The sequence below is a fragment of the Pseudomonas fluorescens group sp. genome (genome assembly GCF_020093335.1).
GTDB lineage: Bacteria > Pseudomonadota > Gammaproteobacteria > Pseudomonadales > Pseudomonadaceae > Aquipseudomonas > Aquipseudomonas petroselini.
The window spans coordinates 224,071-237,461 of sequence record NZ_JAIOKW010000003.1; the positions used below are offsets into that span (position 1 = coordinate 224,071).

Genomic DNA, 13,391 nt, shown 5'->3' on the forward strand with positions numbered 1-13,391 from the left:
AAGGCCCAGCAACACCCCCCCTGGGGCGAGGGAGCTTGCTCCCGCTGGGCTGCGCAGCAGCCCCAGTACAAACACCGCGTTTCTACAGGCAGAAAGCGGCGGTAGGTTTTGGGGCCGCTTCGCGCCCCAGCGGGAGCAAGCTCCCTCGCCACAAACGAGGTCTGCAGGCAGCGGTTTATGCGGGTTGAGTGAGTATCTGAGATGAGCGCGATCCCGTGTGGGAGCGGGGGATTCAAGCTAATCCGGATTCGACCAGCAACGCTTCCAACCCCATCAAGTCCGGCACCTTCGCCACATGCTCCCCTACCTGCACCGCCGCCAACTCCAACGGGCACAGCGGCACGTCCACATAACTCAACTCGCTGTCGAGCTTGTAAGACCGTGGAATCCCCTGAATCACCAGCGCAATAAACTTCAACGTCGGTCGCCCGCCCAACGCGTTCAACACTACGATTCGCGAGCGTTCGCCGGTCATGCTGGCTTCACCGCACACCGCTTCAAAGCTGATCAGCGGTATCTGCCGATCGCGCCAGGTTACTTGCCGCAAATACCACGGCGGCGCATCACTGGCGGGTTCACCGCGCTGGAAGTCGATCAGCTCAGCAATGGCGACGTTGGGCAGCACCAGGTGGCGGTCGGCCAGCGGCAGCAGCAGGCCGGTGAGTTGGCTGGTGCGGTGGTCAAGCATGGGACTTGCTCCAGTAGGCGATGCTTTCGAGCAGCACCGATTCCTGGTACGGCTTGCCGAGGTAGTCGTTGACGCCGATGGCCATGGCGCGATCGCGGTGTTTCTGGCCGGTGCGCGAGGTGATCATGATAATCGGCAGGCGCATCAGCCGGGGGTCGTTGCGCACCTGGGTGGCGACTTCGAAGCCGTCCATGCGCGGCATTTCGATGTCGAGCAGCATCAGGTCCGGGGTGTGTTCTTCGAGCACAGCGAGGGCGTCGATGCCGTCTTTGGCGGTGAGCACGTTCATGCCGTTGCGCTCCAGCAGGCGGCTGGTGACTTTGCGCACGGTGACGGAGTCGTCCACCACCAGCACCAGCAACGGGCGTTTTTTCAAGGGGTCGTTGAGGATCAGCGGCGCATCGACCGACTGGGCCGGCAAGGCCGGCTGGCGGGCGCGGATATGCGCGAGCAAATCGATGATCAACACTACGCGCCCGTCGCCCAGAATCGTCGCGCCCGACAGGCCCTGCACCCCGGCAAACTGCGGGCCCAGGCCCTTGACCACAATCTCCCGCGTACCGGCCATGGCGTCCACATGGATGGCCACGCGCCGCTCGTTGCACTGCACCAATAGCACCGGCACCGGCTGGTACTGGCCCAGCAGTTTCGGGCGGCTGACGGTGTGCAGCAGGTCGCCCAGGTAGAACAGCTCATAGCGCTGACCGGCGTATTCATAACACGGCGGGTCTTGCTGGTAATGGCCCGCCAGCTCATGGGGCAGCACCCGCACCAGACCTTCGATGGTGTTGAGCGGAATCGCGTACTGGTCGTCCGCACATTGCACCATCAGCGCACGGTTGACCGACACGGTAAACGGCAAGCGAATACGGAAATGCACACCCTCGCCCGGCGTCGAATCAATGACCATCGAGCCGCCAAGCTGACGCACTTCCTCATGCACCACGTCCATGCCCACGCCGCGTCCGGAAATCTGCGTGATCTTTTCGGCGGTGGAGAAGCCCGGCTGCAGGATGAACTGCAACACGTCGCGGTCGCTGATCTCTTGATGCGGGCCCAGCAAACCACGCTTGATCGCCTTGCGCCGCACGGCCTCCAGCGGTACACCTGCGCCGTCATCGCGCATGTCGAAAACGATGTCGCCGCCTTCGTGGGTCAGGTCCAGGGTGATGCGGCCTTTCTCGGGCTTACCGGCCAACAGCCGCACATCGCGGGACTCCAGGCCATGGTCGACGGCGTTGCGCAGCATGTGCTCCAGCGGTGCCGCCATGCGTTCCAGCACATTGCGGTCCATCTCGCCCTCGGCGTTGCCGACGATGAATTCCACGTCCTTGCCCAGCTCACCCGCCACCTGGCGCACGATACGCTTGAGGCGCGGCAGCATGCGTTCGAACGGCACCATGCGCGTGCGCATCAGGCCTTCCTGCAACTCGGTGTTGATGCGCGCCTGTTGCTGCAACAGGTCGTGCGCGTCCTCGTTGCGGCGCTCGAGGGTGTCCTTGAGGTCGAGCAGGTCGGAAGCGGACTCGGACAGCGCGCGGGACAATTGCTGCAGCTGCGAGTGGCGGTCCATTTCCAGCGGGTCGAATTCTTCATAACCCAGGCGCTCGGCCTCGGCCTGCTGGCGACTGAGGATGCGGCCCTGGGTCTCGGTGTCGAGACGCCGCAGTTGGTCGCGCATGCGCTCGATCGTGGTTTCCACTTCGGTCAGGGCAATGCGGGCGTCGTTGACTTGCTGCTCGATACGGCCACGGAAGATCGAGGTTTCACCGGCCAGGTTGACCAAGTCGTCGAGCAGCTCGGCAGAGATCTTCACCATGTCGGCGGCCGGGTCTACCACGGCCTCAGCCTTGCCCGTCGGCAACGCCACCGGTGTCACCGGTTCGTCGCTGGGGTGCACCAGGCTTTTGATGCGCTCGATGAGCTTGTCCACCGAGCCGACCGGCAAACCGTCGGCCACCGCGTCGATCATCTGCGCCAGGCGGTCGTGGCAGCCTTGCAGCAACGCAAACAGCTCGGCGGACGGCGCCAGTAGGCCTGCGGACAGCCCTTCGTAGAGAAACTCCAGTTCATGGGCCAGATCGCCGATCGGCCCGATCTCGACCATGCGCGCGCCGCCCTTGAGGGTGTGCAGGTCGCGCAGCAGGGTTTCGACTTCCTGGCGGCTGCCGGGCTCGGCCTGCCAACGCAGCAAAGCACTGCCTGAGCTGTCGAGAATGTCGGCGGCTTCTTCGAGGAAGATATCCAGCAATTCAGGATCAGCACCCGAGGCTTGCGCAGCCTCAGTCGGTGCCGTCGGTGTGCTGCCCTGGCGGAATCCACGCAATTGGGCGATCAACTCGCCGGCATCGCTCAGGGGCCGTTGCTGTTGCAATTCATCAAGCTGCAAGGCCAGCCGCTCATGGCTGGCCATCAGTAACAGCGACAGCTCGGGAGAGTAGCTGTAGCGACGATCCACCAGCCCTTCATACAAACATTCCAGCTCGTGGGCCAGGTCACCCACCGGCCCGATTTCGGCCATGCGCGCGCCGCCCTTGAGGGTGTGCAGGTCACGTTGCAACGAGGACAGCGGTCCCGCGTTATCCGGCTCCAGCAACCAGCGTTTGAGCGACTGCCCGGCGCTGTCGAGGATGTCCACGGCCTCTTCCAGGAAGATCTCGACGATCTCATCGTCCATCGCCGTTGGCTGATCCAATTGCGCCGTGGCCGCCCCCAGCTCGGAGATGCTCAAGGCGCGGCTGCCGTCGCTTTTGATCAGGCCGGTGGCCGACGGGTCGAGGGCCTCATCCAGCAACTCGCGCAACGCCTGTACCCGTGCCGGCGCCGGGCTGATTTCCTGCCCGGCGGCCAATTGGTCGAGCATGTTGATCAAGGCTTCATGGGCCTGCTCGGCCTCGTGGAAAAACCGCTCGCTCACCGCCAGGCTGCTCTCCTCCACCGCGCCATAGAGGTCGAGCAGCGCTTCGCAGAGTGCGTCGATGGCGTGCAGGTCGGCGACGTGCGCGCCCTCCCCCAGGGTGGTCAGTTCGTCCAGCAGCGCGGTGAGTTCCTGGCGTTCGCCGGGATGCTGTTGCCAGCGGCGCAGCAGGCTTTCGGCGTCGAGCAGAATGTCCATGCCCTGGGCCAGGAAGTTGGCGATCAGTTGCGGGTCGCGCTTGATACGCAGGCCGGTATTCGGGGCGTCGAGCAATGCTTCAAGCTGCTGATCCAGCAGGCGTTGGGTGCGGTTGATCAGGTCCTCTGCGCCTTTGATCGGCGCCAACGGGTCGCTGTCCAGATCACGCAGCCCGCGCTGGAACAGGCTCTCGGCTTCGAGCAGCAACTCCACTTCGTCCAAGTCCAGCGGCAGGCGGTGTGCCTTGTATTCGCGGGTGAGGTGGTCCAGCGGGCGCGCCAGTTCGGCGATGGGCAGCACGCCGGCCATGTAGGCGCTGCCTTTGAGCGTGTGCAGGGCGCGTTGCAGTTCATCGCTGACGTGCAGCGGTACATGCTCGGCGGCCTGTTGCAGGAAGTGATTGAGGCTGTCCAGATGGCTTTGGACTTCGTTGCGGAAGATCTCCAGCAGCATCGGGTCATGGGGTTCGGCAGACGGCTGCGGCGTACCGCTGGCCAAGGCGTGGGCGCGGGCGGCCAGGGCGTCGACTTCATCGCGCTGGCGCTGGTCGTCGGTGGCGAAGTCCGCGATCAACTCCGGCAGCAAGGCCACCGCTTCATCCAGCACCTGTTGTACCTCGGGGCTCAGGGCTACGCTGCGTTCCAGTACGCGATTGAGCAGGTTTTCCACAGCCCAGGCCAGCTCGGCCAGGACCAGTGCGCGGACCATGCGGCCGCTGCCCTTGAGGGTGTGGAAAGCACGGCGCATTTCGCCCTGGGCGGTTTTGTCCGCGCTGTTGGGCAGGTAACGGTGCAGCACGTCGAGGACTTCGTCGGTTTCCTCGAGGAAGACCTCGCGCAGTTCATCGTCGATGGGCTCTTCGTCGGCCGGTGGCGGCAGCAGGCTACCGGGGCGTTGCAGGGCCGGCGGGTTCAGGCGCGACGTGGGGCTGGCCAGCGCGTCGAACTGCGACTGGCTCGGCGCGACCTCCACCGCCAGCGCTCCATCCGGTGCAACCAGGGCTTGGCGCCAGGGTTTCTCGGCAGGCAGGTAACCCAGCGCCGCCAGGCCTTGGGTGGCCAGCTCCAGCACCCGTTCACCTGCGGCATCGGGGTCTTGGAGCATCCGTTCGAGGTAGTACTCCAGGCTGCTGATCACGTCGGCAAAATGCGCCAGTTGCCGCTCGGTCGGCGGCGCGTCGTTGCCCATCAACTGTTCATCGACGTAGTCCGTGCAACCGCGCATCAGGCTCGCCGCGCGGGGTAAAGGGATCATGGCCAGGGCACCGCGCACCTGGCTCAGCAGTTCCGGCAGGGACTCAAGGCGCTGGCGGTCCCAGTCGGCTTCGATGCAATCGATCACCAGTTCCTTGGCTTGCTTGAGGCACTGGCAGGATTCACGGATCACCAATTGGTGGATCTGGGTCTGGTCGGTGGTGGGCAGGCGGCTTTCTTCGCGGCTTTCCGGCTCCACGGTGCCGGCCATGCCGGCCAGTGTGGCTTCGACATAGAGCAAGGCGCCGGCAACGTCCATCAGCACGGCATCGTTGGGCTCGCGTTGGCCCTGGGCCAGGCTCAGCACCACGGCAAGCTGGTCGATGATGACTTTACGCGGCTGGCCGAAGCCCAGCACCGCCAAGGTGTCGGCGATCTGCCGCAGTGGCGCGAGCAGCGCGTCGAGGTCGCTGGTGTGCTGACGGTCGCTGCGTACGAACAGGTCGAGGCGTTCTTTTACCCGCACCAACTCTTCACACAATGCACCCAGCACCGAGCCCATGGCGTTGCGGTCCGGCCCGGCCAGGCGTGCGCGTTCGGCATCGACCACCGTGCTGTCCGGCAACGCTTCATCCAGGCCGTAGCGTTCCTTGAGGCTTTGCATGCGCGGTGTCGGCCGGGTGACCTTGGCCACATAAAACAGCAAGCTCTTGAGCAACTCATCTGGCGCCGGCTGGTTGATGCCGCCGATGCCTTGGGCGAGCAGGCGCTTGAGCTGTTTGTCACTGGCCTTGAGCAAACTGCGCAGCGCTGGGCTGTTGGCGATCACGCCGATGAGCATGCCTTCGACCAGCGCCGAAGTGACTTGCCACAGCGGCAACAACGGCGCGCCCTGGCACAAGGTTTCGAGACGCGCGAACACCCGCGCCATGTCCTCCAGGTTGCTGGGGCCGTGGTCTTCGCGCAGCAGCCCGGCCAGGGCCTGTTGCAGCAGCTGATGCCACTGGCGCAGTTGCTCTTTCAGGTCGGGCACCGCGCGTTGCGCCAGGGCTTCATCGGGCAGCGGCGCGATGGTGAGCAGTTGCGGGCTGAACAGGCTGGTCTCCGACAGCAGGCTTTCGCCGCGGGCGCTGCGCAAGTCGTTGAGCAGCGGCAATACCACCAGCGGCAGGTCGCGGCGGGCGCTGTGCACGCGGTCCAGGTAGAGCGGCAATTGGTTGAGGGCCTGTTGCAGCAGGCGGATGCTTTCGTCGCGCTGGCTCACATGGCCGGCTTGCAGAGCCAGGGCCAGCGCTTCGATTTCCTCGGCCAGCAGGGCCGCGCCGTAGAACTCGACCATTTGCAGCGCACCATGCACCTGATGGATGCCGGCCAGGCATTCGCTGATCGCGTCGCCGTCAGTGGTTTCGACGTACGCATCCAGCGCCGACCGGGCCTGTTGCAGGGTTTCGGCAATGTCGCCCTTGACCCATTCGAGGGCCACGTAGTCGTGCCGATCAACCATAACTGCTCCGCTTAGAATTCGTGGGTTGCTGGTGGTGCGAGATCTCAAGACAGATAGAGATCAAATTTGGGACGGGCTTGCCCCCTCCCACATTGGTACTGCATTTCAATCATCGACCTGTTTGGGTGGCGGCAAGGTAAACCCCGACACCGACCGGCGCAGCTGGCTGGCCATTTTCGCCAGGTTGCCGATGCTTTCGGCGGTGGCCGTGGAGCCCGACGAGGTCTGGGTAGTGATCTGCTGAATCACGTTCATGGTCAGGGAGATCTGCCCCGCCGACGAGGTCTGTTGCTGCGCCGCGTTGGAAATACTCTGGATCAGCGCCGCCAGGGTTTTCGACACGCCTTCGATCTCTTCCAGCGCCACCCCGGCGTCCTGGGCCAGCCGCGCGCCGCGCACCACTTCGGTGGTGGTCTGCTCCATGGAGATCACCGCTTCGTTGGTGTCAGCCTGGATCGCCCGCACCAGGGTTTCGATCTGCCGGGTGGCCGCCGACGAGCGCTCGGCCAGCCGTTGCACTTCATCGGCCACCACCGCAAAGCCGCGCCCGGCGTCACCGGCCATGCTCGCCTGGATCGCGGCGTTGAGGGCGAGGATGTTGGTCTGGTCAGCAATGTCGTCGATCAGGCTGACGATGTCGCCAATCTCCTGGGACGACTCACCCAGACGCTTGATGCGCTTGGCGGTGTCCTGGATCTGTTCGCGAATGTTGTCCATGCCGTGGATGGTGTTGTGCACCACCTCGTTACCCTTGTTGGCGATCTCCACCGAGCGCTCCGCCACCGCCGAGGACTCGGCGGCGTTGGCCGACACCTGGTCGATGGACTGGGCCATCTGGTTGATCGCCGTGGACGCTTCGGCGATCTGCTGGGCCTGGTGCTCCGACGCCTGGGCCAGGTGCATCGCGGTGGCCTGGGTGTCCTGCACCGCACCGGCGACTTGCCCGGCGGTGAGGTTGATGGTGGCGACCAGGTCGCGCAGTTGATCGACGGAGTAGTTGATGGAGTCGGCGATGGTGCCGGTGAAGTCTTCGGTCACCGAGGCCGTCACGGTGAGGTCGCCGTCGGCCAGGTCTTCGATTTCATCCAGCAGGCGCATGATCGCGTTCTGGTTGCGTTCGTTCTTCTCGGCGGTTTCATGCAACTGGCGGTTGGTCTCGCGCACCATCACCAGGCCGATCAGGATGATCGAGGTCAGCGCCAACAGCCCCAGCACATAACCGCCGATAGTGTCGAAACTGCGCCCGCTGGCCAGGTTTTCAAAACCGGTGGCCAGGTGCGAGGCTTCATCGAGCAGGGTTTGCGACAGGTTGAAGATATTGCTCGCCGAGGCGCGGACCTGGAACAGTTGCGGCGAGGTCTCGAGGATTTCATCCACGGAGCCGGAGACAAATTCGAACAGCTCGGCGATTTCCGCCAGCCGCGCACGGGCGTCGCGGTCTTCGACCTGGGTGATGCGCAGGCCGGGGTTGCCCTGGAGCATGCCGTTGAGCACCTGGCCGAAGCGGTTGGCGTCACGGCCAAAGGCGTCGGCGGCCTGCACGGCGGTTTCGTCGCCGGCCAGTACGGTGTTTACCGCGCCAAGGATCCGTTCGGCCAACAGTGACTGGCGCTGGGCCAAGGCCACCTGGCTGGCCGGGGCGCCACGCTGCAGGAGGATATCGACGACCTTTTCCGACTCCATCTGCAACTGCGGCACGGTTTCGGCCAACGTCGCGGCGACCTGATGCAAGGACAACACGGTCTGTTCGCTGGCGAGGATGGCGTCTGTGTTTTTCAGCAGCGCTTCCCAGTCGGTCTGCACCGCGCGCATTTCGGCGCGCACGGCGTTGGGCGCGGCAGGCAGGCCGGTTTCCGGGTCACCTTTTTTCAGGTAGCCCCAGCGCTGGGCGAAGTCGTTGCGCGCATCGCCCAGCAGCTTGAACGCGGCGGCCTTGCCGGCGGCGGCTTCGGTGGCGTTCTTGGCGATGCGCTGGGACAGCACGCGCAGCTCACCGGCGTGGCCGATGTACTGTTTGTCATAGGTGGACTGGGTGTTGAGGTACGCAAAGTTGGCGAACAGCAACATGATGAACACGATCAGTGCGATGAACAGCACGATGATCTGCGAGCGGCTGCGCGAGCCGGCCTGGGGTTTTGGCGTGGTGGCGGTGGTCATGCGGCAACATCCATGAAGCCTGGTGCCTGGGCCAGGGCGAAGGGGCTGAAGACCTGCCACTGCTGGTCGCCCTCGAACTGGCCCTGGATAAACGGAACACCGGGCGCGGCGCTCGCCAGCAGTGCGTCTTGTGCGAAATGCTGCATCCCCACCACCTCGTCCACCAGCAGCCCGACAAACAAGTCGTTGAATTCCACCACCAATACGCGCCGCTGTTTGCGCGCCTTGGACAGTTCAAGCCCGAGAAACCCACCCAGGTCCATCACCGGCAACAGGCGTCCACGCAGGTTAGCCACGCCCTTGACCCAGGCCTTGACCCCGGGCATCAGCGTGCAGCGCGGTTCATGCAGGACTTCGGCAACTTCGCCCATGGGTGCCACATACCAGTGCGGCCCCAGGCGAAAACCGATTCCGCTCCAACGTTGCAAGCGGGCTTCCTGGGACGGCAGGTCGGCGGCCAGCAGGCGGCAGCGCCGGTCGATGTCCAACAGCAGCTCGAAGGCGGTTTGCGACTCGGTCATGATGGCGAACCGTCAGCCGGCCAACACCTTGTTCAGGGTGGCGATCAGGGTTTCTTCATCCACCGGCTTGGTCAGGTAATCCTTGGCGCCCTGGCGCGCACCCCAGATCTTGTCGGTTTCCTGGTCTTTGGTGGTGATGATGATGATCGGGATGCCGTTGGTTTCCGGCTCCTTGGACAGTTGGCGGGTGGCCTGGAAGCCATTGAGGCCCGGCATCACGATGTCCATCAGCACGGCGTCGGGTTTTTCCTGGCGGGCCAGGGCCACGCCGTCCGCACCGTTTTCGGCCTTGAGAACCTGATGGCCATGCTTTTCCAGCATGCCGGTCAGTTTGTACATTTCGGTCGGCGAATCGTCGACGATCAGAACACGTGCCATGGTTTTCCCCGCTACATAAGTTCGCGCCGACCCTCGTGAGGCGACGTCAGTGTGCTTGTTCTACTGCGGCGAAGCCGGGCACGTAGGCCTTGATCGCACTCAGCAGTTCTTCCTTGCTGAAAGGCTTGGTCAAAAACTGATCGACGCCGACGATGCGCCCCTTGGCCTTGTCGAACAGGCCGTCCTTGGAGGACAGCATGATCACCGGGATCGACTTGAACGCCGGGTTGTTCTTCACCAGGGCGCAGGTCTGATAACCATCCAGGCGCGGCATCATGATGTCGACAAAGATGATGTGCGGGTGATGATCGACAATCCGGGCCAGGGCATCGAAACCGTCGATGGCCGTGATGACATCGCACCCCACGTTCTTCAACAAGGTTTCAGCGGTACGGCGGATCGTCTTTGAGTCGTCGATCACCATCACTCTCAAGGCGTTGGAATGCTGTTCCATATCTGCTCTGCCATCGCCACAGCGAATCGGTTTTCGGTGTGTACTGCCTGATGTTGCACAGGATGAGCGCCGCAAGCCTTGGAATTCAAGGGCTGCTGCGCCGTGGCAGTCTTTTTAGCACAGTCTCCGGGCGCAATCTATCGAGCAACCGGCCAGGTGGTTTTTCCTTGACCCACAACAGCCACAGCGCCACTCTGACGCCACTTTTATGCGCCCTAATTTGCTAGAGGAAATCCCCCATGAGCGTTCGCGTCGGCATTGTCATGGACCCTATCGCCAGCATCTCCTATAAAAAGGACAGCTCGCTGGCCATGCTCCTGGCCGCCCAGGCCCGCGGCTGGACGTTGTTCTATATGGAGCAGCGCGATCTTTACCAGGGTGACGGCGAGGCCCGCGCACGCATGCGTCCGCTGCAGGTGTTTGCCAACCCTGAGAAGTGGTTCGAGCTGTCGGACGAAATCGACAGCCCGCTGAGCGATCTGGACGTGATCCTGATGCGCAAGGACCCGCCGTTTGACATGGAATTCGTCTACTCCACCTACCTGCTGGAGCAGGCCGAGCGCGCCGGCGTGCTGATCGTCAACAAGCCGCAGAGCCTGCGCGACTGCAATGAAAAGCTGTTCGCCACCCTTTTCCCGCAGTGCACCCCGCCCACCGTGGTCAGCCGCCGCGCCGACGTGCTGCGTGAATTCGCTGCCAAGCACGGCGATGTGATCCTCAAGCCGTTGGACGGCATGGGCGGCACCTCGATCTTCCGTCACCGCGCGGGCGACCCGAACCTGTCGGTGATCCTGGAGACCCTGACCGCCCTGGGCACCCAGCAAATCATGGGCCAGGCCTACCTGCCGGCGATCAAGGACGGCGACAAGCGCATCCTGATGATCGACGGCGAGCCGGTGGACTACTGCCTGGCGCGCATCCCGGCGGCTGGCGAGACCCGCGGTAACCTGGCAGCCGGCGGTCGTGGTGAAGCACGCCCTCTGTCGGACAAGGACCGTTGGATTGCCGCCCAGGTTGGCCCGACCCTGCGTGAAAAGGGCTTGCTGTTTGTCGGCCTGGACGTGATCGGCGAGAACCTGACTGAAATCAACGTCACCAGCCCCACCTGCATTCGCGAGATCGACAACGCATTTGGCACGAACATCGGCGAAATGTTGATGGCTGCCATTGAGCGCAAGCTACAAGCCAAGTGACATAGAACAGCCGGACACACACCAACATTGCGTTATCATGCGCCACCTGTGAAACGCGCGATGTTGGTTTTTTTGTCATGACGCTCCCGTCCGAACTGCCCCCCGAACTCTCCCATAGCGGCGTGCGCCCGGCTGATCGGCTCGGATTTACCCTGTTCCTCGCTGCACTGATTCACCTGGCCCTGATCCTCGGCGTGGGGTTCACCCTGGTCGAACCCAAGCAAATCAGCAAAACCCTGGAAATCACCCTCGCCACGTTCAAGAGTGAAAAGAAGCCCGAGAAGGCTGACTTTCTCGCCCAGGACAACCAGCAGGGCAGCGGCACCCTCGACAAGAAGGCCGTGCCCAAGACCACTGAAGTGGCGCCGTTCCAGGACAACAAGGTGAATAAAGTCACCCCGCCGCCGGCGCCCAAGCCCGAGGTGAAGCAGGCCGCGCCCAAGGCTGCGGTGACCACCGTCGCGCCCAAACCGCAAAAAGCCCCGACCCAGCGCGAAAAAACCAAGACCGAACCGACGCCCGAGCCCGTGAAGCCCGCGCCGACTTTCGACAGTTCGACACTCTCCGACGAGATTTCCAGCCTGGAAGCCGAGCTGGCCAACGAACAGCAGCTGTACGCCAAGCGCCCGCGCATCTACCGGCTGAACGCCGCCTCGACCATGCGCGACAAAGGCGCCTGGTATAAGGACGAGTGGCGCAAGAAGGTCGAGCGTATCGGAAACCTCAACTACCCGGATGAAGCGCGACGCCAGCAGATTTATGGCAATTTGCGCTTACTGGTGTCGATCAACCGCGACGGCACGTTATATGAAGTCCAGGTGCTGGAATCGTCCGGCCAGCCGCTGCTGGACCAGGCCGCCCAGCGCATCGTGCGCCTGGCCGCGCCCTTTGCCCCGTTCAGCGGCGACTTGAACGACGTCGACCGCCTTGAAATCATCCGCACCTGGAAGTTCGCCAAGGGCGACCGCCTGTCCAGCAACTGACCCGGGGTCCCTGTAGAAGCTGGCTTGTTGTGGCGAGGAAGCTTGCTCCCGCTGGGCCGCGCAGCGGCCCCAAAAAATGGGACTGCTGCGCAGTCCAGCGGGAGCAAGCTCCCTCGCCACAGCCTCGTGTCTACAGATGATCAGGCTTGTCAGTTCGCCCCTCCACCGCCACACTAGCGGACATGAAAAATGTCAGCCCGACCTACCTCAAGCACCAATTCCTGATCGCCATGCCCCATATGGCCGACCCGAACTTTGCGCAGACCTTGACCTACATCGTCGAGCACACCGCCAAAGGTGCCATGGGGTTGGTCATCAACCGCCCGCAAGAGCTGAACCTGGCGGATATCCTTGAGCAACTGCGCCCGGAGGTCGACCCTCCAGCCCGCTGCCAGGGCGTGCCGATCTACATCGGCGGGCCGGTGCAGACCGATCGCGGCTTTGTGCTGCACCCCACCGGGCCGAAGTTCCAGGCCACGGTCGACCTGGAAGGCGTGTCGCTGTCCACTTCACAGGACGTGCTATTCGCCATCGCGGACGGCGTGGGCCCTGAGCAAAGCGTGATCACCCTCGGCTACGCGGGTTGGGAAGCCGGCCAACTGGAAGCCGAGCTGGCCAGCAACGCGTGGCTGACCTGCCCCTTTGACGCCGAAATCCTGTTCAACACCCCCAGCGAACTGCGCTTGGAGGCAGCCGCGGCCAAACTGCGCGTCAACCTCAACCTGCTGACCAGCCAGGCGGGGCACGCCTGATGGCTTTGCGCTTAATCCTCGGTTTTGACTACGGCACCAAGCAGATCGGCGTAGCCGTCGGCCAGGTCATCACCGGCCAGGCTCGCGAACTGTGCACCTTGAAAGCCCAGAACGGCATACCGGACTGGAACCAGGTCGAGGCCCTCATTAAAGAGTGGAAGCCCGACGCCGTGGTGGTCGGCCTGCCCTTGAACATGGATGGCACGCCCAGCGACATGTGCCTGCGCGCGGAAAAATTCGCCCGACGCCTCAATGGCCGCTACAACATCCCCTTCTATACCCACGACGAACGCCTGACCACCTTCGAAGCCAAGGGTGAGCGCCGCGACCGTGGAGGCCAGAAGGGCAGCTACCGCGACAACCCCGTGGACGCCATCGCCGCCGCGCTGCTGTTGCAGGGTTGGCTGGACGAAAACACCGCTTTATTTGAATCCTGACTGACGCGGCTTGCCG

General features: G+C 63.6%; 10 protein-coding genes. 4 read left to right on the top strand and 6 right to left on the bottom strand.

Annotated features, from left to right (window positions below; genetic code table 11):
* Positions 1-232 precede the first annotated feature (232 nt).
* From K7431_RS05620 to pilG, 6 genes are all read right to left on the bottom strand, one after another.
* The gene (locus K7431_RS05620; RefSeq protein WP_015886332.1) at positions 233-688 is read right to left on the bottom strand and encodes a chemotaxis protein CheW; all 456 of its coding nucleotides are present in this window, start codon (positions 686-688) and stop codon (positions 233-235) included.
* On the bottom strand, positions 681-6,500 hold the full coding sequence (locus K7431_RS05625) for an Hpt domain-containing protein (RefSeq protein ID WP_015886333.1): 5,820 nt from the start codon (positions 6,498-6,500) through the stop codon (positions 681-683). The genes K7431_RS05620 and K7431_RS05625 overlap by 8 nt, the downstream gene beginning before the upstream one ends.
* 105 nt (positions 6,501-6,605) lie before the next feature.
* Positions 6,606-8,657, bottom strand: coding sequence for a methyl-accepting chemotaxis protein (locus tag K7431_RS05630; protein ID WP_015886334.1), 2,052 nt, complete (start codon positions 8,655-8,657; stop codon positions 6,606-6,608).
* Positions 8,654-9,178 (bottom strand): chemotaxis protein CheW, encoded by a 525-nt coding sequence (locus K7431_RS05635; RefSeq protein WP_015886335.1) that lies wholly within the window; start codon positions 9,176-9,178, stop codon positions 8,654-8,656. Before K7431_RS05635 ends, K7431_RS05630 begins: the two co-directional genes overlap by 4 nt.
* A 12-nt stretch (positions 9,179-9,190) precedes the next feature.
* Complete coding sequence (gene pilH, locus K7431_RS05640) at positions 9,191-9,556, bottom strand: twitching motility response regulator PilH (RefSeq protein ID WP_014720320.1); 366 nt, start codon at positions 9,554-9,556, stop codon at positions 9,191-9,193.
* A 46-nt stretch (positions 9,557-9,602) separates the two neighbouring features.
* Positions 9,603-10,010 carry a twitching motility response regulator PilG gene (pilG, locus tag K7431_RS05645; protein ID WP_003176671.1) on the bottom strand — a complete coding sequence of 136 codons (408 nt, stop codon included), beginning with the start codon at positions 10,008-10,010 and terminating at the stop codon, positions 9,603-9,605.
* Between the two features lie 239 nt (positions 10,011-10,249).
* Between pilG and gshB the strand changes: the two genes are divergently transcribed.
* The 4 genes from gshB (at position 10,250) to ruvX (ending at position 13,375) form a co-directional block, all read left to right on the top strand.
* Positions 10,250-11,203 carry a glutathione synthase gene (gene gshB / locus K7431_RS05650; protein WP_005792255.1) on the top strand — a complete coding sequence of 318 codons (954 nt, stop codon included), beginning with the start codon at positions 10,250-10,252 and terminating at the stop codon, positions 11,201-11,203.
* A 77-nt stretch (positions 11,204-11,280) separates the two neighbouring features.
* Entirely contained in the window at positions 11,281-12,186 is a 906-nt protein-coding gene (locus tag K7431_RS05655) for an energy transducer TonB (RefSeq protein ID WP_015886336.1), read from the top strand.
* Between the two features lie 182 nt (positions 12,187-12,368).
* Entirely contained in the window at positions 12,369-12,938 is a 570-nt protein-coding gene (locus K7431_RS05660) for a YqgE/AlgH family protein (protein ID WP_015886337.1), read from the top strand.
* Entirely contained in the window at positions 12,938-13,375 is a 438-nt protein-coding gene (gene ruvX / locus K7431_RS05665; protein WP_003176676.1) for a Holliday junction resolvase RuvX, read from the top strand. The genes K7431_RS05660 and ruvX overlap by 1 nt, the downstream gene beginning before the upstream one ends.
* Positions 13,376-13,391: the final 16 nt, after the last annotated feature.